General features: G+C 47.2%; 21 protein-coding genes and 1 pseudogene. 10 read left to right on the top strand and 12 right to left on the bottom strand.

What is annotated here, in order from left to right:
• Positions 1-59: 59 nt before the first annotated feature.
• A complete protein-coding gene (gene moaA, locus AC5JR3_RS09140) occupies positions 60-1,046 on the bottom strand; it encodes a GTP 3',8-cyclase MoaA (protein WP_495845160.1) in 987 nt (328 codons plus the stop codon).
• Positions 1,047-1,163: 117 nt separating this feature from the next.
• Positions 1,164-2,675 (bottom strand): MFS transporter, encoded by a 1,512-nt coding sequence (locus tag AC5JR3_RS09145; RefSeq protein WP_495845162.1) that lies wholly within the window; start codon positions 2,673-2,675, stop codon positions 1,164-1,166.
• Positions 2,676-3,058: 383 nt separating this feature from the next.
• Between AC5JR3_RS09145 and AC5JR3_RS09150 the strand changes: the two genes are divergently transcribed.
• From AC5JR3_RS09150 to guaA, 3 genes are all read left to right on the top strand, one after another.
• Complete coding sequence (locus AC5JR3_RS09150) at positions 3,059-4,270, top strand: pentapeptide repeat-containing protein (RefSeq protein ID WP_495845164.1); 1,212 nt, start codon at positions 3,059-3,061, stop codon at positions 4,268-4,270.
• Positions 4,271-4,339: 69 nt separating this feature from the next.
• A complete protein-coding gene (gene cbiD, locus AC5JR3_RS09155; protein WP_495845166.1) occupies positions 4,340-5,473 on the top strand; it encodes a cobalt-precorrin-5B (C(1))-methyltransferase CbiD in 1,134 nt (377 codons plus the stop codon).
• Positions 5,474-5,616: 143 nt separating this feature from the next.
• Positions 5,617-7,224 (top strand): glutamine-hydrolyzing GMP synthase, encoded by a 1,608-nt coding sequence (gene guaA / locus AC5JR3_RS09160; protein ID WP_495845168.1) that lies wholly within the window; start codon positions 5,617-5,619, stop codon positions 7,222-7,224.
• Positions 7,225-7,565: 341 nt separating this feature from the next.
• Here guaA and AC5JR3_RS09165 read toward each other — a convergent pair whose 3' ends face one another.
• Together AC5JR3_RS09165 and AC5JR3_RS09170 are read right to left on the bottom strand one after the other, a co-directional pair.
• A complete protein-coding gene (locus AC5JR3_RS09165; RefSeq protein WP_495845170.1) occupies positions 7,566-8,390 on the bottom strand; it encodes an Rpn family recombination-promoting nuclease/putative transposase in 825 nt (274 codons plus the stop codon).
• Positions 8,391-8,524: 134 nt separating this feature from the next.
• Positions 8,525-8,852: pseudogene (locus AC5JR3_RS09170) on the bottom strand (cation diffusion facilitator family transporter); the annotation flags it as partial.
• A gap of 205 nt (positions 8,853-9,057) precedes the next feature.
• On the opposite strand from AC5JR3_RS09170, the gene AC5JR3_RS09175 reads away from it, so the two are divergent.
• Entirely contained in the window at positions 9,058-9,411 is a 354-nt protein-coding gene (locus tag AC5JR3_RS09175; RefSeq protein WP_495845172.1) for a hypothetical protein, read from the top strand.
• 184 nt (positions 9,412-9,595) lie between these two features.
• Complete coding sequence (locus AC5JR3_RS09180; protein WP_495845173.1) at positions 9,596-9,994, top strand: hypothetical protein; 399 nt, start codon at positions 9,596-9,598, stop codon at positions 9,992-9,994.
• Between the two features lie 452 nt (positions 9,995-10,446).
• Here the strand turns inward: AC5JR3_RS09180 and AC5JR3_RS09185 are convergent, their stop codons facing one another.
• The 4 genes from AC5JR3_RS09185 to AC5JR3_RS09200 all read right to left on the bottom strand — a co-directional run bounded on the left by AC5JR3_RS09185 (position 10,447) and on the right by AC5JR3_RS09200 (position 13,238).
• Complete coding sequence (locus AC5JR3_RS09185) at positions 10,447-10,689, bottom strand: DUF4327 family protein (RefSeq protein WP_495845175.1); 243 nt, start codon at positions 10,687-10,689, stop codon at positions 10,447-10,449.
• Between the two features lie 284 nt (positions 10,690-10,973).
• Positions 10,974-12,521, bottom strand: coding sequence for a glycoside hydrolase family 3 protein (locus AC5JR3_RS09190; protein ID WP_495845654.1), 1,548 nt, complete (start codon positions 12,519-12,521; stop codon positions 10,974-10,976).
• Between the two features lie 50 nt (positions 12,522-12,571).
• Positions 12,572-12,976, bottom strand: a complete 405-nt coding sequence (rbfA, locus tag AC5JR3_RS09195) for a 30S ribosome-binding factor RbfA (RefSeq protein ID WP_495845177.1) — start codon at positions 12,974-12,976, stop codon at positions 12,572-12,574.
• Positions 12,977-13,031: 55 nt separating this feature from the next.
• On the bottom strand, positions 13,032-13,238 hold the full coding sequence (locus AC5JR3_RS09200) for a DUF751 family protein (protein WP_495845178.1): 207 nt from the start codon (positions 13,236-13,238) through the stop codon (positions 13,032-13,034).
• Between the two features lie 256 nt (positions 13,239-13,494).
• On the opposite strand from AC5JR3_RS09200, the gene AC5JR3_RS09205 reads away from it, so the two are divergent.
• From AC5JR3_RS09205 to AC5JR3_RS09220, 4 genes are all read left to right on the top strand, one after another.
• Positions 13,495-14,337: a DNA adenine methylase gene (locus tag AC5JR3_RS09205; RefSeq protein WP_495845180.1), complete on the top strand. Its 843-nt coding sequence runs from the start codon at positions 13,495-13,497 to the stop codon at positions 14,335-14,337.
• Positions 14,338-14,539: 202 nt separating this feature from the next.
• Positions 14,540-15,214, top strand: coding sequence for an SOS response-associated peptidase (locus tag AC5JR3_RS09210; RefSeq protein WP_495845182.1), 675 nt, complete (start codon positions 14,540-14,542; stop codon positions 15,212-15,214).
• A 73-nt stretch (positions 15,215-15,287) separates the two neighbouring features.
• A complete protein-coding gene (locus AC5JR3_RS09215) occupies positions 15,288-15,908 on the top strand; it encodes a hypothetical protein (protein ID WP_495845183.1) in 621 nt (206 codons plus the stop codon).
• A gap of 51 nt (positions 15,909-15,959) precedes the next feature.
• Positions 15,960-18,389, top strand: a complete 2,430-nt coding sequence (locus AC5JR3_RS09220; protein ID WP_495845185.1) for a glycoside hydrolase family 31 protein — start codon at positions 15,960-15,962, stop codon at positions 18,387-18,389.
• A 65-nt stretch (positions 18,390-18,454) separates the two neighbouring features.
• Here AC5JR3_RS09220 and AC5JR3_RS09225 read toward each other — a convergent pair whose 3' ends face one another.
• Positions 18,455-20,272, bottom strand: a complete 1,818-nt coding sequence (locus AC5JR3_RS09225; RefSeq protein ID WP_495845188.1) for a hypothetical protein — start codon at positions 20,270-20,272, stop codon at positions 18,455-18,457.
• A gap of 233 nt (positions 20,273-20,505) precedes the next feature.
• Here AC5JR3_RS09225 and AC5JR3_RS09230 point away from each other — a divergent pair, with 233 nt between their 5' ends.
• A complete protein-coding gene (locus AC5JR3_RS09230; protein ID WP_495845190.1) occupies positions 20,506-20,946 on the top strand; it encodes a hypothetical protein in 441 nt (146 codons plus the stop codon).
• 234 nt (positions 20,947-21,180) lie between these two features.
• On the opposite strand, the gene uvrA is transcribed toward AC5JR3_RS09230, so the two are convergent.
• The 3 genes from uvrA to AC5JR3_RS09245 all read right to left on the bottom strand — a co-directional run bounded on the left by uvrA (position 21,181) and on the right by AC5JR3_RS09245 (position 25,806).
• Positions 21,181-24,225, bottom strand: coding sequence for an excinuclease ABC subunit UvrA (uvrA, locus tag AC5JR3_RS09235; RefSeq protein ID WP_495845192.1), 3,045 nt, complete (start codon positions 24,223-24,225; stop codon positions 21,181-21,183).
• Between the two features lie 111 nt (positions 24,226-24,336).
• Positions 24,337-24,825 (bottom strand): pentapeptide repeat-containing protein, encoded by a 489-nt coding sequence (locus AC5JR3_RS09240; RefSeq protein ID WP_495845194.1) that lies wholly within the window; start codon positions 24,823-24,825, stop codon positions 24,337-24,339.
• Positions 24,826-25,587: 762 nt separating this feature from the next.
• Positions 25,588-25,806 carry a DUF4327 family protein gene (locus tag AC5JR3_RS09245; protein ID WP_495845195.1) on the bottom strand — a complete coding sequence of 73 codons (219 nt, stop codon included), beginning with the start codon at positions 25,804-25,806 and terminating at the stop codon, positions 25,588-25,590.
• Positions 25,807-26,044: the final 238 nt, after the last annotated feature.

The raw sequence follows: 26,044 nt of genomic DNA on the forward strand, positions 1-26,044 counted from the left end.
TGACCCAAGAATCCCACGGTTTTAGCTTTTAGCGCAACCGTGGGAGTGTCAATAAACCTTTAGCCGCCAATTTGTGACATTGTGCGAGTGTAAGTGCCGGCTGTTCCGGAATCTCGCTGTTTATAGTTGATTTCGGGTTTGAGGAGCAAGAGTTCTCTGACTTGCTCTCTCAAGTCAGCCAGGTTGACACCGCTACGCAGGGCAGTTTTTAGGTCAATTTGACCCGTTTCGTTGAGCAGACAAGGGCGTAGCCAACCGTCGGCAGAAAGACGCATCCGGTTACAGCGATCGCAAAAACATTCCGACATCTGACTGATAAAGCCCAAAGTTCCTTTAGCGTTGGGAATCTGGAAAACATCCGCCGGGCCGTTACCCCGGACGTGGGATTCCATTAAACCGAACGCCTGACAGATACGTTGCCGCAACTCCTCCGACGGCACCCATGCCCGCTCTCCAAATAATTCTGGATTGCCAATCGGCATAAATTCAATGAATCGGACGTGCCACTGCCGTTCAATGGTTAAGGCAGCTAAATCCAGCACTTCTTGGTCATTTACTCGCGGAATTACCACTATATTCAACTTTAGGGGATCAAAACCGACGCGGTGCGCGGCTTGAATCCCGTCCCAGGTTTGTTGCCAACGCGATCGCCCCCGGTTGCCAATAATTTTGTCAAAGGTCTCTGGAGCCAGAGAGTCTAGACTAATATTGATCCGCCGCAACCCCGCATCATAAAGGTCTTGTGCCATTCCCGCCAGTAAAAAGGCATTCGTCGTCATTGCCAAGTCTTGGGTTTCGGGAAACGAAGCGATCGCCCTGACTAAGTCCACCACTCCCGGACGCAGCAAGGGTTCCCCCCCAGTGAGGCGAAACTTCCTAAATCCTACCGGGATAAAAACTTCCCGCAGTAAAGTTAGCAGTTCCTCATGAGCTAGCAATTCCTGGCGCAGAATATAGTCGAGTTCTGTCCCTTCCGGCATACAGTACTGACAACGGAAGTTACAGCGGTCAATCAGACTAATTCGGAGATAATCGACGGTATTCATGAGTATTCTGCGATTGAGTACCAGGATATAAGCGGCTACGCAGATAAATCACCTGTGTCTGATAACCAAATATTGAAGTCTGTCTAATTTAGAATTCAAAACTCCTTATTCCCCATCTTAGCGAGGCAGGCGAATTGCCAGTCTCACCGCTTGCAAAAAGACAGGTTGCGGCGGTTTGACAGGTGGGAGGAAAATTGGTTTGCGAAAAATCTGAAAAACCTTCAGCGATCGCACTAACTGCATCACGGGTTGAGAGCGTTGTTCTAAAACGAACACCAAGGGTAATAAAGCCACCAGCCGTAAGACCCCAGAGAGGGCAAATAATCCTGGTAGACCCCCAAGATGACTAAACTGCGCCAGAAAACCCCCGCTAGCAGTTCCCATGGCTCCAGAAACACCCATAATCGCCGCCGCGATCGCAAAATACGTTGATTGAGAACGAACCGGAGCAACACTCATCTGCATATTGTTGTTGCATAAGTCCACAGCAGCAAAAGCTCCACCACTAAATAGGTGAATCAAAGGGAGCCAAACCCACAATGACATGGAGTTTGCCCCAGCTTGCAGCCACAACAAAGGTACAATCGCCGCTAAAATCCCTACCAAAATCAAAATCGGGCGATTGCCAATCTTGTCCGCGAGCTTTCCCCACATCACCAACATCAGCAAATTTGCCCCAGCTGTAAAGCTGCTGTAGAGCGTCACCACGCTGACATCAAGCTGTAGGTTGTCCAGCATGTAGATATTAAAAAACGGAGCGCTGAGGTTTACGGCAAATGTCCATAGTCCGCAATACACCAAAAATGTCAAAAAATTCCGGTCTTTTAACCAGCCTTGTCCCGATTGGCTGCTAGCGCTACTCGCAACACCTGGACGCTCTGGCAAGGGCGTTTGGGGATTGATATCCACCATAAAGCCCTGAAAGACCAAGCTAATTAACCCAGCAATCACCCCAATAAACAGCACCACGCCGTAGCCTTGGATTGCTCCTCCCCGCCATACCGATACTCCCAGCCCCAGCAGTGGCACTCCCACTAAGTTAATCAAATTAGCCGCACTACTACGAACACCGAAATATCGCCCTCGCAACTGTTGCGGTACTAATACGGCAATCCAGCTCAACCAAGAGGCACTTCCCAAGGCATTGAAGATATGGCTGGCTAGAACGATGCCCAATGTCCATAGGACGATGTGATGGTGTTCTGTGTGGGCGTCACTCACCTGAGTAATCCCCAGCACCAAAACGAGCCAAAGGAGCCGCGAAAAGCCAAAAACCCACAACCCATAGCGATAACGGCTGCTAGTTTGAGCAGCCAGGTAAGCACCCAAGGGTTGCAGCAAATTCACTAACATGGGAACTGAGGCAAGCAAACCAATTTCTACACTCGTTGCTCCGAGTTCCAACAAGAAATTAGTCAGCAAAATCCCTGTGGTAGTGCTGGTGAAGATGGCAGAAAAGACGCCATCAAAGGTAGAGGCTCGGAGACTGGTGCGAACGGCTGTCTTAGAACGATTCAGCGGCTGGGAAAGAATCACTGCCTCTGACGATGCTGGATTGAGAGAAATCTCCGGGGATGGGGGAAGAAGTGTTTCTTCTCCTACACCGACATCGACGACTTGCCTAACCATTGTGGTTAACCTGCCTGGGTAATGCTTTGAACAATAGGTATTAAGCCCCCGGCGGAGCATCACTCAACAGAAAGAAATGGTTTTAAACACTTTGTAACCTAGAGAAGGATGTGGTAATCCTCTAGGAATAGACCATCGCCTAAACCACTCGTCGTACAGCTCATCCTGGCGACCGTTCGCGGGACTAGCAAAAAAAAAACTCAAGCGTTCCTGCCCACAAGGGGAGTCAGTGCTTGAATCAATATTTAAATTTGATTAAGGCTAACACAATGCTACAGGCAGTAGCGTTAGAAATAGGACGCCCTAGCAACTAGGTTGATTCGGCTAATCTCTTATATGTGAGGACTATTAGAGCGATCGCAAACCTCATCCCCAAAAACAATATGGCAAAAGAGCAACAACTAACCCTCCTTGAACAAGGAGTAGACACCTGGAATCAGTGGCGAGAAACTCAACCAAGCGCCAACTTAGATCTCAGCAGTGCTGTATTGAGTCAGGCAAACCTCGGTGGGATCAACTTCCGGGGTGCGATTCTACGCGGCTGCGATTTTAGCGAAGCAAATCTTCTGGGAGCAGATTTGCGGAGTAGTGATTTGCAGGGTAGCAATCTCCAAGGGGCTTACTTGAGTCAGGCAAACTTCAGCGAGGCAAATCTCACGGAAGTTAACTTCAGCAGCTCTTACTTGTTTGAAGCGAATTTAAGCCGAGTCAACTTGACGGATGCCAATTTGCAATGGGTTTACCTGGGTAGAGCCGATCTCAGTGGTTCTTACCTGATTGGCGCAGATCTCAGGGATGTAGACTTGCGGGGCGCTTGTCTAGTCGGAGCCAACCTCAGTCAAGCCGACTTGCGCGGGGCAAATTTAATTGGGGCAGATTTACAGGGAGCAGATCTAAGCGGGGCAGATCTAAGCGGGGCAGATCTAAGCGGGGCAAGGTTGCTCAAAACGAACTTTATGGATGCCAATTTGGCAGGATGTTCCATTTACGGCATTTCCTCTTGGGGTTTAAATCTAGAAGGGGCAAATCAATCCAGCCTGTCGATTACACCCTTAGGTGAGCCAATCGTTACTGTTGATTACCTAGAAGTTGCCCAGCTTATCTATTTGCTTTTAAATAACCAAATAATTCATCAGGTTGTTGATCAAATTACTGCCCAAGTTGCTTTGATTGTTGGTAACTTTGCGACTCCAGAACGCCAGGACTTTCTGGAAGTGCTGCGGGAGGCGCTGCGGAACCAAAACTATGTGCCCATTGCTCTAGACTGCCACACTGATGTTAGTAAGGACTTGAAGATTGAAGTCCTATTTACCCTCGCCGGGATATCTCAGTTGATCATTGCTGATGCCACTGATGCCCAGCATCTGTTCAAAGAGTTGCAGCAGATTGTACCGAAGTTACCATCGATCCCCGTGCAGCCTTTAGTGCAGGTTTCCAGTGAGAAAAAATCGGATTTGTTGAGCGAAATTCAATCCTGTTCCTGGGTGTTGGAACCTTACCACTACAACACCTTGGATGATGCCCTTGCTGCTCTAGACAGCAAAATTATTACCCCGGCGTATTTAAAGGCAAGGGAAATTAGGGATAGGGGCTAAAATTTAGCGATCGCTTCTTACACTTAGGGCGATCGCATCCTCCCCCATAACACCTACTTCATCCCTATAATGACTGGCTCTCAACCGCGTTCTGGATACACTTTACCTGTGTTTGCTTGTGCGGCGGCGGTGGCGGCGCTGCGCTGGTTACGTGAAGACACTCAACCCTTTAAGGCTGTGTCTATCGATTTGATTGCACCTGCCCAAACGGTAGAGATTCCCATTGAACAAGTAGCAAGATTTGGTAAAAGAAAAGCGTTAGCCGTTACCCGTAGCGATCCGGGCGATAATCTCGATCTGACTCGCAACACACCCATCTGGGCTTTAGTAGAATTGCAGCCAAAAACGCCCCAAACGCCAGAGTCGTCCATTATCCTCGAAGGCGGTGAGGGTATTGGGCAACAACTACAGGCGGGAAGGAAAGCGGCAATTTATGCCTATGCCGAGCGCTTATTACGAGAAAATCTCAAGCGTCAACTAGTACCGAACGAAACAATCAAGGTGACAATTATCCTCCCGGAAGGGCGTCAGTTGGCTTTAAGGACATCTAATGAGGCGTTTGGGGTGGTGGAAGGACTGTCGCTGCTGGGAACAACGGGGATTTCTCAGCCCTTGAGCGCACCGGGGCAATTGGAAGCGTACCGGGAGAATTTAGCCCGGAAAGCTGGGAAGTTTGACTGCTTAGTGTTTTGTGTTGGGGAAAATGGCTTGGATTTGGCAGAGAAACTGGGGATAAATCCGCAGCAACTGGTGAAAACAGCGAACTGGTTGGGGCCATTGCTGGTAGCGGCGGGGCTACAGCAGGTGAAGGCAATTGTGTTGTTTGGCTACCACGGGAAGTTGATTAAGCTAGCGGGAGGAATTTTTCACACCCATCACCATCTAGCAGATGGACGATTAGAAATTCTCACGGCTCACTGTGCCAATCTTGGTTTACCGACGCCGCTACTCCAGCAGGTATTTGCCTGTAGTACAGCAGAAGCGGCGTTGCAGTGCTTGCGGGATGTAGATGCCGGAACTGGAAGTAATTGGGTACACCGGGTTTATGAGGCGATCGCGGCAACCATTGACACCCGTACCCAGGCTTACATCCACAAACATAGCCAGCAAACCCTGCAAGTGGGTTCGGTGCTATTCGATCGCCACCGCGAAATTATCGTCAAGAGCCAAAACGCTGCGGTGTTATTGCCTCGATTATGTTAACTTTGAAGGAATATCTATTGGTTTAATCTATAGAAACCATTGAGTTTCAACCTATCTATTCATAGAATAGATTCTCGCTTTCAAGGACATACTTTGACAGCGAGATTTTTGTACTTTATACCATTGACAGGACTAACATATCAGTGAAACTACAGACAGAGAAATTGCCTGAAACTGAGTCATTAGGGCAGCTCAATCGTCAAATAATTGTGATTTTGGACTTTGGCTCCCAATACTCAGAACTAATTGCTCGTCGCATTCGCGAGACACAAGTTTATTCGGAAGTTCTTTCCTACCGCACCACGATTGAACAACTGCAACAACTCAACCCCAGAGGCATAATCCTTTCCGGTGGCCCTAATTCCGTCTATGACGAAGGTGCGCCTCAATGTGACCCGGAAATTTGGGACTTAGGTATCCCCGTCTTGGGCGTTTGCTATGGAATGCAGCTGATGGTGCAACAGCTTGGAGGGGAAGTTGTCAGGGCAAAGCGAGCCGAATATGGTAAAGCTTCGCTGTTAATTGACGATCCCACAGATTTGCTCACCAATGTGGAAGATGGCTCGACAATGTGGATGAGCCACGGCGACTCCTGTACCAGGCTTCCAGACGGGTTTGAGATTTTGGCACATACTGAGAATACACCTTGTGCGGCGATCGCCCACCATGAGAAAAAGTTCTACGGCGTCCAATTTCACCCGGAAGTAGTCCACTCCGTATACGGTCTGGCGCTAATTCGCAACTTTGTTTACCATATTTGTGACTGCGAGCCTACTTGGACAACCGCTGCCTTTGTGGAGCAATCGATTCGGGAAATCCGCGCTCGGGTTGGAGAGAAGCGGGTGCTGCTGGCGTTGTCTGGTGGTGTAGATTCCTCCACCCTCGCCTTCCTACTCCACAGGGCAATTGGCGACCAACTCACCTGCATGTTTATCGATCAAGGATTCATGCGGAAAGAGGAGCCAGAGCGATTGGTGAAACTCTTTAAAGAGCAATTCCACATTGGGGTAGAGTATGTTAACGCCCGCGATCGCTTCCTAGAAAGACTGGTTGGCATCACTGACCCGGAAGAAAAGCGCCGCCGCATTGGTCACGAATTTATTCACGTCTTTGAAGAAGAATCCAAACGCCTTGGCCCCTTTGACTACTTGGCACAAGGCACCCTCTATCCCGACGTAATTGAATCAGCAGATACCAACATCGATCCCAAAACGGGAGAGCGAGTTGCTGTCAAAATTAAGAGCCATCACAACGTCGGTGGATTACCCAAGGATTTGCGCTTCAAGCTCGTTGAACCTTTGCGGAAACTCTTCAAAGATGAAGTGCGGCAAGTCGGTCGCTCCATCGGTTTACCGAAAGAAATTGTCAGTCGCCATCCTTTTCCTGGCCCCGGTTTAGCGATTCGCATCATCGGTGAAGTCACTTCTGAGCGCTTGAATATTCTGCGCGATGCTGACTTTGTCGTTCGCGATGAAATCAATAAGCAAGGGATGTACCACGATTTCTGGCAGGCATTTGCGGTGCTGCTCCCGGTGCGGAGTGTCGGTGTGATGGGCGACCAGCGTACCTATGCCTACCCCATCGTCTTGCGCTTAGTCAGCAGCGAAGATGGCATGACCGCTGATTGGTCGCGGGTTCCCTATGACTTGTTAGAAACTATTTCTAACCGGATTGTCAATGAAGTCAAAGGTGTGAATCGGGTGGTTTATGACATCACCTCCAAACCCCCTGGCACTATTGAGTGGGAATAGTCCAGCATCAGTAACCAGAAAGACAGATACCATCAAAACCTCGACAAGTTGGCAGAAATTATCAGGGGTCAATTTGCACTAATTAACCCCTGATCGTCTTTAAGAATCAGGTTGGTTTATGCCCATTGATTGATCGAGTACTGAGAATTAGGCGACTATGTAAAGATTCAATAAGCTTAGCTCTAACTTACATAAAGATCAGATTTGTTTTTGTCAAAAATAATGTTGACAAGATTACCTTTTCTTTAGTTTCTGTGGAAAACTAACGCCTAAACTGTGGAAAAGTATCCCTATCTGTGGAAAACACGTAGTTAGGCTCTAGTTGTTCTATTGTCATCTCCTTAAAGTTTTTCCTGCTGTGCCACCTGCCGCACCTGCTCGACATCCAAACCTAGCGCCTCAGCAATTTGTTCTACCGTCGCTCCTAAATTCAGCATAAAGGGTACAGATTCTAGCTTGCCTTCTTGCCTACCTTCTTGCCTACCTTGTTGCTTGCCTTCTTGCCTACCTTCTTCTAAAGCCTCCTGATAAACTCTTGTCTGTTTTAGATCGCTCAAACTAAACATTGCTTCAATCTCCCTACGACTGATCCGTGGCAACTTGTAAACCAAAATCGTTTCGATTAATTGAAGGAGTTCTCGCCTTTGTGGCTCGTCTCCTATTTCAACTTTAACTCTCTCGATTAATTCTCTTCCTTGTTCTATAGCTGTCTCTTCCCGTGCAACCACTAATTGGATTGTCGTGATGCCGAGGGATTGCTCTGAGGTTTCTCCAAGTTCATCAAGGTAAATTCGGGACACCCGCTCAGAATTGAGCAACTCACTATAGCGCTCTGTTTCCCCGGTATCCATACTTCTACGGGGCAAAATTACCGCGCCACGCCAATTATTATCCAATTCGGTTTTGTCGAGGTAGAGGAAGATTTCGCTAAAAAAGCGAGAGTACAATCGGGCGTCGGATTGAAACTGCACTTCTACAAAGTAGATGGGTTGCTCTCGTGCGTCAGCCGCAGGAAGAAATACTCCATCAATCCTGAAAGATAGTTGCTTGACTTCAACAGAGGCAAATTGATATCTATCTGCCTCTTGTGGAGGGTGGTTGATGAGTTCAAAAAATATGCTGGGAAAGGACTGAAAGAGACGGTAAAAGATTGTGTCTGTTTTCACGCAATTATTCGGTTTTTAACAAAAAATAGCTGAATTTTTGATAATTCTAGCCTTATGAAAAGCCTTCGGTGAAGCGGAGCAAGATTCCCCCATACTTTGTACGCAACCAAGAATGGAAGTTTTTTTTCCAGAACTCAGGACTCAGCACTACTTTCAAAGCTAATGCGATCGCGCTGGTACTCTGGCGGTTCAACCGTGAATTAACACCCTGACTGGACTGTATCGTTCTTCCAGACGGGCTTCCACTTCTTCCGTAATGGCGTGAGCGGTTTCGACATCCTTGGCATCAACAATTAAATGCATTTCAACAAATGCTTGTCGCCCTAACAATCCACGGGAGGCGATGTCGTGGCATTTGATGACGCCGGGAACTTGCAGGGCGATCGCATAAATCGCTTCCGGCGCGAACGCCATTTCATCTACCAGCCACGGCAAATTCTCCCGCAACAGTTCCGATCCGGAAATATTGACAGGAGTGAGACTTGTAAAAACCCGCTCGAGCGCGCTCTGGCAATGATTCTGGCTCTCTTTACTAGCTAAAAATTAACTTGCTTTTTGGGATTGATTCTAATCATAAATGTCAAGGAAGCTGATTGTTTGGTAGATTCTTTCAGGGGCTTAAAAACACCTGCTAGCATTAACCTCAAAAAATTAAGATTCATTACTTATGGCATTACCGCAACTCACCCTTAACTTGACTCAGGGTTCTGTCTCGTTTAATTTCACCCCCGATGCAGCCAAAGATCTACAAACGGCGATCGCCCAACTGATGGAAAGCCTGAAAGTAACAACGCAGGCAAAAGGTAGCGGTAGCAAACCCAGCCCCCAAAAACCGACGGAGTATCAGTTTTCCGGCGGATCGGTTTTTTTGGAGGTTTTCTGCAACCCCAATATTTGGCCGACTCCCTTTGCCGCTAAAGTTCTGATCACCCTGCGGGACGAACATATCCGTCTCACGACAGAAGCGGAACTGACCCGATTGATCGAAGATTTAAGTCAGTATTTAGAGCAGGTTGGCTAGAGTCTTAAATACTGGTTTTTTGGCAACTGCTGTACAATAACAGCGTCAAGCTGCACAACTGCTGGTATTTATCTATGATTGACTTGAAAAAGTACAAGCGTAGGATTGGGCCAGACTTTGCTAAACGCTGGCGGCGACACATAGGCTGTCCCGCTCAAGAAAAATACAACTGCAACAATTTTAGATGAACTCTAATAATCTCCTGAACTTGCTCCACACTGGGTTTCGCGTTTCTCTAGGAGCGACAGCCTCCTTAATGGAAACGGTGCAAGACCCGCAAAAACGCGCCCAGAGTCTTTCTGAGCTGACCAACGAGTTAAGTCAGAAGGCAGCGGAGTGGGAAGAAAAAGGAGAAGTGACCGAGCAGGAAGCACGGCGTTTCATTGATGCGATGTTGCAGCAACGCAGCAGCTCAGGAAGCTCGTCCTCTACCCGCAATAGCACGGTAACTGAACCTATAGCCACTCCGACTAAGCCTACGGCTGCACCCAACGTCCAGCAAGAAATTGAAGCGCTAACCACACAAATCTCTGCTATCCGAACTGAATTGGAAAAGCTACGCCAGTCAGAGTCTAATTCTTGATAACGCTAGGGCGAATTATCTAGCGGTGTAGGAAGAAAATAGCGACTTGATGGAGAGTTGGTCGGCTTGCTGTTTTCTATTGCAGGTAGCTTTAAAATGAGTGCCTAAGCCGCCAAAAAAACTTTTAGTATCAGTCCCTAGAAACTGATGTTAATGCGTGGGTTCTACGACGGGCGGCTTAAGCACCCTCTTTATTTCCCTTCGTGACTTTTGAAAACATAGGGTTAGTAGTGCTTTGCGTGCCAGTTACTCTTGCAAGTACCGCCTATTAAGCAGGAAATAGATTGACGTACTTGAGATGTCAACGGCTACGGGTTGAGAGTAAATTCAGGATCAGTAGGTGAGAGCTGGTTGAGTCGTCTGGGAATTTGTGGATAACTGAGGTGTTGGAATGTTGGGAGTCGTTGCGCTAACCATTTAGTGCAACCTGTCTATTCTCCACACTCAACAACTTAGTCGTTATCCCATTGCTCAGAACCCATCAAATCACCGATGCGATCGCGTAACAAGAAGTTGCAACGCTCTAGTTCAAACTCAATGTAAACCCACTCTCGTGCCGGAATGTATTGGCAAAGCACATAGATGGGTTGCTGGCGGCTAACGATCCCCTTTTCCACAAGCAGGCGTGCTTCGTCTTGGATAATGTCGATCGAGTATCGGACAGAGGGGGCAGATTGCATAGTGTCAACACTCATGAGTCTTAACTTGATAAAGAATCAATCCTTACGATCAACTATAGTCTAAGAATCATTAGCGCGCTAAGAAAATTTATTCAGTATAGAGAGTTACAAAGTAATTCTGTTAGCCCATAGGAATTACAAAACTTATTTAAGTTTTGAAAAAGAAATATCACACCGCCTAAAAAAGGAAACGTTGATGGAGAAGCCTTTGGTGCCGGGGTTTATGTCATGAAAGCTTGACAATGGGCGTTTTAGATTAGCAATAGGTAAACAAAAGATTAAGAGAATTTGCTCATCAGCTAAAAGCTATTTTTAAATAGCACCTTCAGCGCCCGCGCTTGTGCTTCTGGCATCTGCCCGTAGGAATAAATATAAGGCGTTGTTGAAGGTAAATTCGATAAAAACTGCTCTAAAATATACGGGCTACCATAAACGATCAACGCTTGCAGTTCACCCGTTTCTAACAATTTCTTCAACAAGGTTTGTGGGATCAGCGAGAGTCCCGCACTGCCGCGAAATGGGTTGCCCCGAATGAACAGTTGCAGCAGTGTGGCTTGAACATCCGCGATCGCCAGAGCTGGAGTATTACGGTCAACCACTTGCAACGTGTAACCGAACTGTCTTGGTAACGCTACGGCTGGGGTATGGGGTGAGAGAAACCGACAATCCAAAGCGTCATCAACGACAATCAGATTGCGGCGCGGTGGGGTGTCGCTCTCTAAATCAAGGGATAAGGGAACATTACCGCCGTAGCATCCAGAGGCTTCCAGGATGTTAGTAACGGTGCTGAAAGCAGCAGGTTGAGCCAGATGGTCTACGTAGGAAGTCGGCTCAGTTGCGTTTAAGCCTGGGGTAACTTTAGCTTTGGCTTGCCAGATCCGCTCGACGGAGGCTCTGATGCGCTTCTTGGTAAGGCGTCCGCTGGTTACGGCGGCACATACGGCTTGGATTGCCCCGACTGGATCGGCAGGCATCAGCAAAATATCAGCACCCGCTTCCACTGCCATAACGGGGGCTTCATTGGCACCATAGCGATTGGCGATCGCTCCCATCACTAGGGCATCCGTGACGATCAAGCCCTGAAACTGCATTTGCTCCCGTAGCAGATCAGTGAGAATGGGCGGCGATAGGGTAGCAGGGCGCTCTGCATCCCAGGTGGGAATCAGAAGATGGGCGCTCATCACCGTATCCACTCCTGCTGCGATCGCGGCGGCAAAAGGAGGCAACTCAATCTCTGCTAGGTGGAAGGCAGAGTGATCCAGCACAGGCAAATCGAGATGGGAATCCGTTACCGTGTCACCATGACCAGGAAAGTGTTTGGCACTGGTTAAGACAGGATACTGGTGCGCTCCCCGGATAAACGCCGTAGCAAGTTGACTAACGATGTGTGGGTTTTCCCCAAACGCCCTCACATTAATCACCGGGTTGTTAGGGTTATTGTTAACATCCACAACCGGAGCTAACACCCAGTTAATGCCAATAGCGAGGGCTTCGGAGGCGGTAATTGCGCCCATTTGCTCGGCGTAGTCCTGGGCTTGGAGGAGGTTTTGGCAGGCAATCTCCCCAATTGCCATCGGCGGTGGAAACCAGGTTGCGCCGCTGAAGCGTTGCCCTACTCCTTCTTCAATATCAGCCGCAACGAGTAACGGAACTTTTGCATAACCTTGGAGTTGTTGCGATCGCACTGAGAGTTCCCCAGCACTTCCTCCCAGCAAAATTACTCCCCCAACCCCTACGTCTTCCAACCAATGCCGCAATGTGGCGTTAGGAGCCTCCCAGGCAGGGTAGCGAATTTCGTGGTCAAACAGGAAGCCAGAGGCGCGGACAACAAGCATTTGTGCAACCATCTCTTCTAGAGAGAGGTCGTCTAAATCAGGCAAAAATTCCGCCACAAGCTTTATTCTTCTTCTGTTGCTGGGATATAGTCGTCGTCCAATCCTTTGCTTTGGCGTTCCTCATTAAGCTGATTGAGTAACGCCAACATGCGATCGCCCCGTTCAATTCCCTGGTCTTCGACAAACCTCACTTCTGGGGTACGGCGGAGGCGTACGCGTTTGCCTAACTCCCGGCGGACGTAACCCGTAGCTGACTTCAACCCTTCCATTGTCTCAGCTTTGGCTTCGTCGGTGCCGTAAATAGACACAAAGATTTTAGCGTGCTGAAGGTCGCCCGACACATTGACATCAGTGACACTCACCAAGCCTGCACCGACGCGGTCATCCTTAATTTCATGCAGCACCATTTGGCTGACTTCCTGCTGAATCAGCGAGGCAACACGAGAAACCCGACGGCTGGTCGCCATAACTTTACGCTCTCCTTCACTACAAGGTGGACACTCGTTGTCCACAATCCCCAGTCTAGACCGGACTAATGCCTAGCATGGCACGGAGAGTAAATACAATAAACAAAATTCCTCCTAAAGTTACACCAATCAACCCAACGGCGGTCACAGGACGCTCCAAAAGCGGTTTTACCCACAGTAGCAGCGGGTATAAAACCCCCAAAGTGATGGCGACTAGATAACGGGGATAGCGAGAGATATTTGTCCAAAAGTCATCAAACATAAGATCAAAATGTGAGGCTAACAGTCACTATCTCTTAACTGGTAGCATTTGTAAGCGAGTTTCGACAAGTTAAATCTGACACTATCCTCTCATCCCCTGTTTTATGACGGACTGGAATTTAAAAATTGGCTTCCCTGCATAAATTAGAAGCGATAAGAGGGGGGTGAACGATAATACAGGCGTAATTCCTGATCGTTTTCGGTGGCAAAGGTATTGTTAAGACTGATAGGGAGAGGAGGAGATGGGAGGAAATGTAATGGCAACTGACACTCAACAACAGGTATTACCTCGCCCCTTCCTAAAATGGGCAGGTGGAAAAAGTCAGCTAATTCCGCAGTATCGTCGGTATTTCCCGAAAGATTTTCAAACTTACTACGAACCTTTTTTAGGAGGAGGAGCCATCTTCTTTGCTCTCTGCTCTAAATCAGCCATTCTCACAGATATCAATTCGGAATTAATTAACGCCTATCTCTGCGTTCGGGACAAAGTTGAACCACTCATAAATCTTTTGAAAGTACATCAAGATAGGCACGATCCGGAATACTACTATGAAATCCGTTCTGATAAAACTAGGGGAAATTATTTATCTCCCAATGTTGAAAGAGCTGCCCGCCTAATTTATCTCAACAAAACTTGCTTTAACGGCTTATATAGAGAAAATTCTAAAGGTGAGTTTAATGTTCCGATTGGGAAATATAAAAACCCGAAAATTTGTAATCCTGACTTACTTTATGCCGTCTCTCTTGCCCTGCAAAATACCCAGATATTGGTTAGACCCTTTGAAGGTGTCTTATCTGATGCCCAAGGGTCAGATGATTTTGTCTACTTTGATCCTCCCTATCAGCCTTTAAGCCCGACTAGCAACTTTACTGCCTATAGTCGTTCTGCTTTTAGTCAGGATGACCAGATGAGGCTAAAAGAGGTTTTTACAAAACTAGCTAAACGCGGGGTAAAAGTAATGCTGTCTAATTCTGATGTGCCATTTATCCGCGAACTATACAGTGATTTCTCTATCCATACAATCTCAGCGTCGAGGTCAATTAACTCCAATGCCAGCAAGCGCGGCAGAATTACAGAAGTATTAGTGACTTCTTATTAGCACTATCGGAGAAAGTTATCTTTAGTTGTCACTAGCTCTCCGGATATCTGAGTTTATCTATTAGGAAGAATTAAGAAGATAATCAGAAATTTGATGGTTTGTGACTTAAGATAGGAGTTATATACCTTTTTAAACTCCAGTTTGATTTTTACTGGTTCTTGTTCGATCGTTAAATTTTAGTTGGCTAATTGGATATAGAAATATGTGTGGAAGATTCACTCAAAGCCAGCGAGCAGAAGTGATTGCGAAGACATTTCAGGTAGAGAATGTGTCTACCTTAGAGCCTCGCTACAATATTGCCCCAACTCAGTCTGTAGCAACTATTTTACAGCGGGGAGATAAGAAAACACGGCAGTTCAAATTATTGCAGTGGGGTCTGATTCCCAGTTGGGCAAAGGATACAAAGATCAGTTCAAAGTTGATTAATGCCAGGGCAGAAACAGTAGATGAGAAGCCAGCATTTCGGAATGCATTTAAGCATCGGCGTTGCCTAGTTATTGCCGATGGTTTTTATGAGTGGCAGTCTCAGGAAGCTAAACAGCGCAAGCAGCCGTTTTACTGTCGCCTGAATAATGGGGGCGCGTTTGCGTTTGCTGGTTTGTGGGAAAGCTGGAAAGACCCCAACGGCGAGGTGACTGAGTCCTGCACGCTGTTGACGACAGATGCCAATGAACTGATGCGTCCGATTCATAACCGCATGCCCGTGATTTTAAGTCCTGAAGACTACGATCTGTGGCTCGATCCTGAGGTGCAAGAGTCGAAAGTATTGCAGCCGTTGTTGCGTCCTTATGCCGCTGACGATATGCAGGTGTATGCGGTGAGTACGAAGGTGAATAAGGCAGCAAACGATCAAGCCGAGTGTATCCTGAAAAGCTAGAGGCGATCGCTCCTCTCACCCCCACCGAAGATAGGGAAGTATGGCGGTAATTTGTATTTTCCAGTGAGGTTTTGTGAGAGGAGTTGAGGTTCAACCCTGGCAACGATACTGGACTTTGTACTTGGGATGGATACTTGCCAGTGCAACTGGGGGTGCCGTTGTTGGGGCTTTGGAAGCTGGGAGTTTCCAATTCCTAGCAACGTTGGTTTTGACGGGTTTTGTGCTGGGAATTACTCAAGCGTTTATCCTGCGTCGTCGGATTCAACAATCCGGGTTGTGGGTGCTTGCCTGTGCGATTGGTTGGTTTGTCGGGATTAATGCCACAATTCTGCTCAATGGCATTCTCGACCCTACCATTGCACAGTTGACGGCTGTCGGAGGAATCGGTGAGGTCTTTTGGCTTAATGTTGTTCAAGACCTGATAATTTTAGCGGTGATGGGCATTGGTCAGTGGCTGGTGCTGCGGCGTCAGCTTTCCTCTTCCCGTTGGTGGATACTGGCTAGTGCTATCGGTGGAATGATCAAAGGGGCAGTCGGTTCCCTCGTCTGTGCAGCAGCTTGTGAGGCGGTGCAGTTGGCGGCGGGAAACCAAGTTGCTACAGCAATGTCCTACGGTGCGGGTTGGGCGGGTTATGGGGTAGTAACAGGTGTTGTGTTGGTGGGGTTGTTCTCCGCATCAAATGTTGGGGATTAATCAAATCTGGTTGGTTACACCCAGTACTTCAAAATAGTCTGGAGTGGAGTTGTGGTTTATCAGCTTGTCGGTAACTGCGTTGTATCGGGAACAGCCCGTTTTTGCGCTCTGAGTAATGGCTTAATGCGGTTAGAGCGATCGCCTACAGGTCAATTTGAAGACCGCCCTACGGTTGTTGTTTTCACTCGCCCGCAGGCGGTACCGTTCCAGAGGATTGAGACAACGGAGGATGGGGTGCTGCACCTCTACACGGAATTTATCCACCTTGTCTACAGGGCTGACTCAGAGCCACTTAATAACAGTAACCTGCAAATCCACTGGCACTGCGGTGATTACGCTGGCACTTGGATGCCGTCGCTAGTCGATACGAAAAATCTCGGTGGCACCTTTACCAGCCTTGACCTGATTCACCGGGAGTTTCTGCCCCAGGGGGTGCATCCTGCCTCGGTAATGGACGACTATCCCCACACCCAAGAATGGCTGTATACCCCTTTAAAGAGCATCCATCAATACCTGCGCGATCGCGGGGAAACTACCCGTTTTGAAGAACCGCCTTTATGGTATCTCGACCGCTTCCGCCCGGAAGATTTACCAGAAGCCATGCAGGAGTTTCTGGAACAATGGCATCACTTTCCCCCTGGCGTACTCAGCTTGAGCGGTTATCACGTTCTTAATGATTCCCAGAGTGCGCCCATTGCGGATCAGGGGTTAAGCGATCGCGCGGATCAAGATTGCCAAGACTGGTACTTCTTTGCCTACGGTCGCAACTACATCCAGGCGTTGCAGGATTTTGTGCAACTCTGCGGACGCATCCCCATGTTGCCACGTTGGGCTTTTGGGGTCTGGTTTTCCCTGTATGACCAGATGCACGATGATGATTATCGCCAACTCATCAGCACCTTTAAAGAGTGGGAATTACCACTAGATGTTTTGGTTTTGGATGTAGACTGGCACCTGTCCGGCTGGTGTGGTTGGGACTGGAATCGGGACTTATTTCCCAACCCGCAGGCGTTTCTCCAGTGGGCGCATCAAGAGGCGGGGCTGCACATCGGCGCGAATGTCCACGTTGAAGGCGTCCCCCCTACGGATAGCCAATTTGCGGCGATGTGTGAAGCACGGGGACTAGACCCGGAGGCGGTAAAAGCTGGGGAAGTCTTTGCGGTAAAAAACCCGAAAGCCGATTGGATTTTTGAATCTTGGCAACCGGAGGAGACAAAGGGAACGCAAGCCACCACAGAAGAATGGGACGAGGGCTGGCTGCTAGTGAATTTGGCAGAACAGGAAGAAGCGAAGCTATTTATGCAGATGCTACACAGTCCTCGGGAGGAGGATGGCATCGAATTTTGGTGGATTGACGGAGCTAATGCCACCCATGGGGGTGTAAACAAGCAGTTATGGACAAATCACGTCTACTACACCCACCTAGAAGCCAAAACTAACACCCGTGCGGTGATTCTTTCTCGTGCGGGCGGCGTGGGTTCCCATCGCTATCCGGTGCAGTTCTCGGCAGATACCTACTCCCATTGGGAAGTGTTGCAATTTCTCGTTGATTTCACAGCGCAAGCCGGGAATGTAGGGGTTGCATACTGGTCTCATGACCTAGGGGGATTTTTTGGTCACGTCCCTGGCGTTTCCCTGATTGACCCAGAATTATTGGTGCGCTGGGTGCAATTTGGTTGCTGGAGTCCGATTGTACGGTTGCACTCAGACCACGGTCGCCGGGAACCCTGGCTTTATGGGCGTTGGGTACTAGAAGCGGTGCGGAAGGCACTTGCTACCCGCCGTCAGTTAATTCCTTACCTCTATCACTTGAGTCGGGTCGCTTACGATACGGGTTTACCCTTGTGTCGTCCGTTGTATCTGGCGTATCCGGAGGATAAAGAAGCGTATCTAGCATCAACTGAGTATATGTTGGGCAATCACATTTTGGTTGCTCCTGTTGTTGAAGCCGGAGGCTACCGTTCGGTTTATCTCCCAGAGGGCGCTTGGTGGGAGCGTTCAACCCATCAGTTCTTCTCAGCCTCTCAGTATTTAGATTGGTACGCCCCCCTCAACCAAATCCCTGTATTCCTGCGTGCGGGAGCAATTTTACCCCTCGCCCCCGCCTCTCTCCCAGTTGGCACGGCTGCACCAGATACGCTGCTGCTAGAAGTTTATGCCGGAGGAGAAGGTGAACTAGACTTCTACGAAGATGACGGAATTAGCACCGCCTACCGAACAGATAGAGGAAGCGATCGCTTATTTACTCAACGCAGTGAGGGAGAAAGTTGCATCCTTAGTTGCCAAGCCGTTCGAGGCAGTTATGAAGGGATGCCAGCAAAGCGAAATTTCCAGATTCAGTGGATTGGATTAGCACCTAATAGTTTCGTGGAAGTTAGTGGAGTAGAAAACAAGGAAGTGCGTTGGCTAGGGAAGGTTTTAGAGGTGATGCTGCTGGATGTGCCTCAGAGTGCGAGTTGGCAAGTGAGGGTGATGGGGTAGGGTTGGTTAAGGCGATCGCTTCTGATTGGTGGCTGGGGTAATTGTGCAATCCGTGCTAGAAATCCTTAAGAAACTCGATTGACTTTATTTTTTGATTTCTTTAGATAAGACGTAGCCCAAGCATACCGTTGTGAATCTTTTTCCAGCAGGTACTCTACAACTTCACTGCGCTTGTTCTCATCCTTAGCATTCTTGACTACTCGCCTAATTTCAGCATCCTGATCTCTAGGAGAAGCCCCACGTTTGATTGCCTCTTCAAACCAATAATCACCCTTTGAATAATTACCATTACCCCGTTCATAACAAATGGCTCCCATTAACGTATAAGGGTGATGGCTACTAGGCTGGTACTCAATAGCCTTTAGCGCACATTTTTCTGCTTGGCTTAAGTCATCAATATCTCGAAGTGCTCCTCCTCTAGTGGTTAGCAAGGCTGATTTGAGCTTATTTTCTTTGATTTTGTCGAATTTTAGGTTTTCTGTCAGCTTTAATGCTTGCTTGGGTTTACCTGCCTTGCGCCAATGACTGCTAGCGTTCGGCAAGTTCCATTGATTCCCAGTGCGCTGGTATTCCTGCTCAAAGAAAAGTGCTTCTAGCCTATAGAAAGCCCGAGCAATCTTACCCTCAAAAAAAAGAAGCTCCTCTTCTATTAGCTGAACAACCAATACTGGATCTAACCTTTCTTCTCTTTCCAGTTTTTGCATTATTGTGTAAAACGGGTCAAGAGGCAATTCATTTCTAGGATCTAGAATTCGATACTTGACCTTTAACAAGGCAAAATGCTTTTGTTGAGCAAAAGTAATTACCTCTTCACGTCCATTCTCTTTGAGCCACTCTATCTCTGACTCCTCAAGCTGCTCTCCCGATTCAATCTTAGACTTCAGACTAGCCGCGCGTTTATCTTGAGCAATGGTAAGCGTACCAATCAATTTACGCTTTTTCAGGAAGTTAATATCCTGCTCACCTAGCTGATTGTTTAATTCAAGTTGTTTGAGAACTTTGTATAGGTGACTAGAAGGTGATGAATCCTCATGTTGTGTAGCTTTGTACTTTACCTTCAGTTTGGCAAAGTGACGCTTTTTTTCAATCTCCAGAATAATATCAAGCGTCTCGGTAAGTTCATTTTGCTCCAGCCAGTCTATTTCCAACTCACTTAATTGCTTATCTGCATTCAGATTTTGCAGAATGGGATACAAAGGACTGGATGCAGATGAATCTAGGTGTTTAGTTGCTTGGTACTTATTCTTTAGTTGGGCAAATTCGGCTTCCCTTGCTGCCTCTCGTCGCTGGAAGATTTCTAGAGTTTCAAAAAGTTCGTGTTTTTTTAGCCAGTTAACGTCTGAATTGTTTAACGATTCTTCGGCGTCTAGCCGTTTGAGGATTCTATATAGAGGACTATCGGGTGATGAGTCTTGATGTTTAGTCGCTTGATACTTTGCTTTCCATGTGGCAAAGTATTCCATCTGTCGAGTGATTGCAATTGTCTCAGTCAGTCCCTGAAATTGCAGCCATTTAACTTCTGTATCAGTTACTTGATTTTCTGATTCTATCCGGCAAAGGATAAAGTAAAGAGGGCTTGTTTCCCAAGAAATACGATGGTTTTTTGCTTTGTACCTAGACTTTAAATTATCAAATTCTAATTCTAATTTTCTGAGTTCTTTTTCTCTAAGTCTGTGTTCCTTCCGAATAGCTTCAATCGTTTCTAAAAGTTTATGATCTAGCAGCCAATTCCGCTCTATTTCAGTTATCTCAATTCCTAAATCAGCTTTTCGCAGAATGAGATACAGAAGGCTGGAGGGTGAAGAATCGTCATAGGTTGTGGCTTGGTACTTGGACTTGAGGGTAGCAAAATGTTCCACCCGTGCTTGAGCCTCGTTGTTCATAAGTAATAGATGGCGCGATCGCACCATCTCAAGTCATTATAAATTTCACTCCACTATAACCACTCATGTCCCAGCTTGTTTAGACTCAACCTCCCGCTGAAGATGATACAGACGCGATCGCCTTCTCATATCTCTCTAGCAACTACGCCTAGAGTCTGTTATCCAACTACTATTGATCTCCCATGAATCAAACGCACAACCGACGATGGTTATACTTAGTACTACTCCTAAGTGTGACCATCCTGCTGTTTGCTGCCTATAACTTTGTGAATCAGCGCGGTGCCGATTCACGCGATGAAGTGATAAAAACCTATCTGCGTGCCTTGAGAAATAGAGATGAAAGCTTGATGCTGCAACTGGTGCCAAAGTCCTACTCGGCAGAGCAGGCTGTACAGGATAAAATAGCGCAACTAGGAGGGCATGATATAAGTGAACTTCTGCTGTGTTATTTTGAATTTAAACCACACATAACCTTCGTAACAATTCAAGGTTCGTATATAGGATCGAATATTGAACGTAAGCGGTTTGAAGATAAAGTGAATCTTCAATATGAACCCGGTTCATTTCTCGTCTCTTATCGGGGTCGTTGGTATCTGGCACTAGGTAAACCTAATGTTCGTCCTCCTACCGATAGGGAGAAAGTAACTAAAGTGTTACAAGTGCCAAATAGATGACTTTGCACTAGAAAGAGATGAATCGTCATAGGTTGTGGCTTGGTACTTGGACTTGAGGGTAGCAAAATGTTCCACCCGTGCTTGAGCCTCGTTGTTCATAAGTAATAGATGACGCGATCGCACCATCTCAAGTGGCTATAAATTCCACTCCACTATAACCACCCAAAAATCACCGATTGTGTAGACTCAACCTCCCGCAGCCTTGCTGAATGGCGCAGATAGAGGTTTTTGAAACTAAGAGGTAGCAATAGTTGCTTGGGGTGGATACTGCTGTAACATCTGCTGCAAATACTGCCCAGTATAAGACCGCTGATTCTTCGCCACATCTTCCGGCGTTCCTACCGCAACAACTTCTCCCCCTTTATCCCCACCTTCTGGGCCTAAATCAATAACCCAATCCGAACAACGAATCACATCTAAATTATGTTCAATTACTAAAATTGAGTTGCCTTTATCCACCAACCGTTGCAACACATCCAGCAACTTGTGAACGTCGTAAAACGATAAACCAGTTGTCGGTTCATCAATCAGATAAAGCGTCTTTCCTGTTGCACGACGAGATAATTCTGAAGCTAATTTTACCCGCTGGGCTTCGCCTCCCGATAGGGTAGGGGCAGTTTGACCCAAATGAATATAACCCAAGCCGACATCGACTAATGTTTGCAGTCGGGTAGCAGCTTTGGGAATATTTATGAAAAACGCCAACGCCTCCTCAATTGTCATATCTAAAACATCAGCGATCGTCTTGCCTTTGTATTTCACCTGCAAGGTTTCTCGGTTGTACCTTGCCCCTTTGCAAACTTCGCACTGCACATAGACATCCGGCAGGAAGTTCATCTCAATCACATTCACACCCTGCCCACCACAAGCTTCGCAACGTCCTCCTTTAACATTGAAGGAAAATTGCCCTTGCTTGTAACCTCTTGCCTTAGCTTCAATTGTTTCCGCAAAAACTGCCCGAATGCTATCAAAAACTCCCGTGTAAGTTGCAGGATTAGAACGAGGAGTCCGCCCAATTGGGGATTGGTCGATAATAATTACTTTATCTATGCCATTGAGTCCTTTAATCGTTTCCAAATCGCTAGGAAACGGAACTCTGCGGCTGAGGTGATGTTGCAATGCTGGGTAAAGTAACTCGTTGACGAGAGTAGATTTACCGGAACCGGAAACGCCTGTAATACACACAAGTTCCCCTAAGGGAATTTCCACATTAATGTTTTTTAGGTTATTACGATGGGCATTTTTAATCAAAAGACTCCGCCCATTGCCATTTCTCCTTTCCGCTGGGGTTGCAATTGCCTGCCGTCTTGAAAGATAAGCCCCCGTGAGGGAATTTTCCGTTGCTAGTAGGGTTTCTAAATCACCTTGGGCAACAATTTCCCCACCATGAATTCCCGCCGCCGGGCCAATATCAACTAAGTAATCGGCAGCACGAATCGTTTCCTCATCATGTTCCACCACAATTAAGGTATTGCCCAAATCCCGCAGTTTCGTCAGGGTTTGGAGTAACCGTCCATTATCACGCTGGTGCAGTCCGATACTCGGTTCATCTAAGACGTACAAAACCCCGGTAAGCCCTGCCCCAATTTGCGTTGCCAGCCGAATCCGTTGGGCTTCACCACCGGAAAGGGTCATCGCCGGACGGTCGAGGGTGAGGTAGTCTAAGCCAACATCGAGGAGAAATTGCAGCCGTCCTTTAATTTCTTTGAGGGCAAGGTCACCAATTTGAGCCTGACGAGATGATAGCTCTAGGTTATTAATTCGCTCCTTACTTTCGCTGATTGAGGCACTAATTAAATCAATAATTTGGTATTGTCCCAGCCGTACTGCTAGGGCTTCCGGTTTGAGGCGCTTTCCCTGACAAACTGAACAAGCTTGATTAACTAGGTACTGTTCTAGCTTCTGTTTTTGCAGTTCTGAACTTGTTTCTTCGTACTGCCGCTGAAGGATAGGAATGACGCCCTGATACCGTTTGTGGTATCCCTTTTTCTCCCGGTAAGCAGAATCCGCCTCAATATAAATTGCTTCTTCGGTGCCGTACAAAATTACCTGCTGTTGTTCGGGAGCAAGTTTCTTCCAGGAGGTTTGGATTTCAAAGTTGTAGGCTTTGCCAACGCTGTAGAGTAAGGAGAGGTAGTAGGAGTTGTCTTTGTCTGACCAGGGAGCGATCGCGGCATAAACAGGTGCTTCTGGATCGGGCACCACCAGTTCTGGTGAAAAGGTACGCAGACTACCTAATCCATGACAGTTAGGACAAGCACCATAGGGCGAGTTAAAGGAAAACAATCGCGGCGATAATTCGTCCATTACCGCCCCATGTTCTGGGCAAGCAAAATTTTCCGAAAAGACTAATTCTCTCGGCAGTTGCTGAGAGGAATCATCAGCATTTATTGACTCTGTATCGTCAATTTTGCCAAATTCGCCATTTTTTTTGGTATTATTTTCTTCATTGTTAGCTTCTTCTGCGGTATCAGATGTAGCATTTAGCACATCTATCACCGCAATTCCACTGGAACGACGCAGACAAGTATTGAGCGAGTCAACCAGACGCTCCTGTAGACCAGGCTTTTTAACTAAACGGTCAACAACGACTTCAATAGTGTGGGTATAATTTTTATCCAGCTCAATGTTTTCGTCGAGCTGTCGCACCTCGCCATCAACTCTCACGCGGACAAATCCTTCGGCGGCGAGACTCGATAGCAGCTTGCGGTGCGTCCCCTTTTTGCCGCGAATCACTGGAGCCAGAATCTGGAAACGAGTGCCGTCTGGCAGCTTCATGATCCGATCGCTCATCTCATCAATCGTCTGCGGGGCAATGTTGCGATCGCATATTGGGCAATGAGGTTCGCCAGCTCGTCCAAACAATAACCGCAGGTAGTCGTAAATCTCAGTGACGGTGCCAACGGTGGAGCGGGGATTATTTGAGGTGGATTTCTGGTCAATGGAGATAGCAGGACTTAAGCCTTCAATCGCATCCACATCCGGCTTATCCAACTGTCCTAAAAATTGCCGTGCATAGGCACTGAGGGACTCTACGTAGCGGCGTTGTCCTTCAGCAAAGATGGTGTCAAAAGCCAGGGAAGACTTGCCAGAACCGGATACACCCGTAAAGACGATTAAGCGATCGCGCGGCAGTTCTAGATCGACATTCTTGAGATTATGTTGCCTCGCCCCCCGAACGTGAATGACGTTCCGGTTGGCGTCATTCTGGTGCGTAGCATCATGCCCATGACTGGATTTTGCAGGTAGATGATCAGAAAGATTCACAGGGTTAGGCATGAGGGGAAGGCAGCACAGAAACAGTCCTTAACAATTCTAGCGCTGCACCTGTAGAGACGGACTCAGGCTAACGACGTGCAGTTCCTTTCCTTTACAAAGACACCCACACCTTTAGTATTGGTCTTCAAAGTATTCTGATTCTTCCAATGCAGCTTCATCATCAGACGGTGCTTCACCGCCAACACCAATTGCGGTGTTAAATATATTGGCATCCGTCAGCGTCAAATCGCTCATTGATGCTCCGGCAACATTAGCGTTGTAAATGTGCGCTTCGGTAAAATCCACCTCGTCAAGATTGGCATTTTTGAAGCTAGCATCAGTGACAAAGGCTCCCGTCAAATTTGCCCCTTCTAAGTTGGCTCCGGCTAAATCAGCTCCTTCTAAATTAGCTTCCGCAAGATTTGCCCCTTCCAAGTTGGCATCTCTCAAATCAGCCCCGATCAAGTGTACCGTCTCTAAATTAGCGTTTGACAAGTCACACCCAGCACAAGACCGGGTTTCCATAAGTTGTTTTACATGTGCCGGATTCGCGGCTTGCCCTGGTGCAGTGATGAACAAAGGCGAGAGTAAAGCGATCGCCGTTAAAAGAGTAGTTTTCATAAATATTTCCTCAGATTGTATTTTTGATTAAGCTATAGTTTGAAGCGCTCTTGCTTAATGTACGATTAATTAGGAAATGACACTTCCCCTAATTGACTGACTTTACGGAGTGAAAGCCTAATCCGTTAGTAAGATAAATTGCAGCGCGTCAAGCTACTCAAGATATAAAACTGTCAAACGCTTCCATTAGTGCAGTCTTACTTCCTAGTGGTTGACTACAACTGCATCTAAGGTTTTTCCAGAAAAGTTGACGCTTACCAACGCACCTGACTTGCGATACCTGACTGCACTCGACGCCAGAGATATAGCAAAGTGCTGAGTTGGTGAGTCGGTAAGTTGAAGGTGCAACCAGCACGCTTACTTTATGGCGCTAAAGCTAGAGGTAGAGACTAACACACTACGTCTCTACAGCCTCCTCAAGTAGTTAAGGGGTTATAGAAACAGAGTGGCGATCGCTAACGAGGTAGTAAAACAGCATCAGAAAAGAAAAACTTGAGTAAAAAGCTTTCAATAACTGCCTTTTACCCAATTTATTTATTAGTCTCCCAGCTAAAGCCAGGAGACTGTTAAAGCCTAATATTGCTCAAAATCTCAGTTTGCCGCTTTTTTGGGAGGCAAATTTTCAGGACGTGTCCCTGAAGGGTAAACCTGAGCCACTTTTACGCAGACTTGCCGTAAAACTAGGCTATCTACGAAAGTCCAGACAGACTTTAACCACTAAATGAATACATCAACCTCAACTGCAAAGTGCTAGTCGGCGGCTTATTCTTCATCCCAGGCTTCTACCGCCAGTAAATCGGCAATGGGATCTTGCATCGTGAAGCCAAAATCAAGTAATTCCTTCTTCCAAAAAGACCATTCATCCCCATACAGCAGGGCAATCTTCCAGAGACTGTCAGTGGGTTTTATGATTTTTGATTCTACAAGTGAATGCACCTGACGTTGCAACTTCACCATTGGGTGAGTAACTTGCTGAGTCATATTCTCTCGATTTTCTTTATTGAAATAACTTTTACAAATGCTTGGTCTAAATATGCTTCCTAATTAATTTATTGCACCGGGTCGTGGAGTTCTGCACGGTGAGGAAGCAGTCATATACCTTTGTAGCTTATCAGAGCGATGACTGCAAGGGTTTTTTGAAAAAAGTACGGTAATTACTACCATTTGTTTTCAACATTGCCAACCCAGGACAAATTCCCTAGCGGCTGCAACGTTCAAA

The organism is Kastovskya adunca (assembly GCF_059505785.1).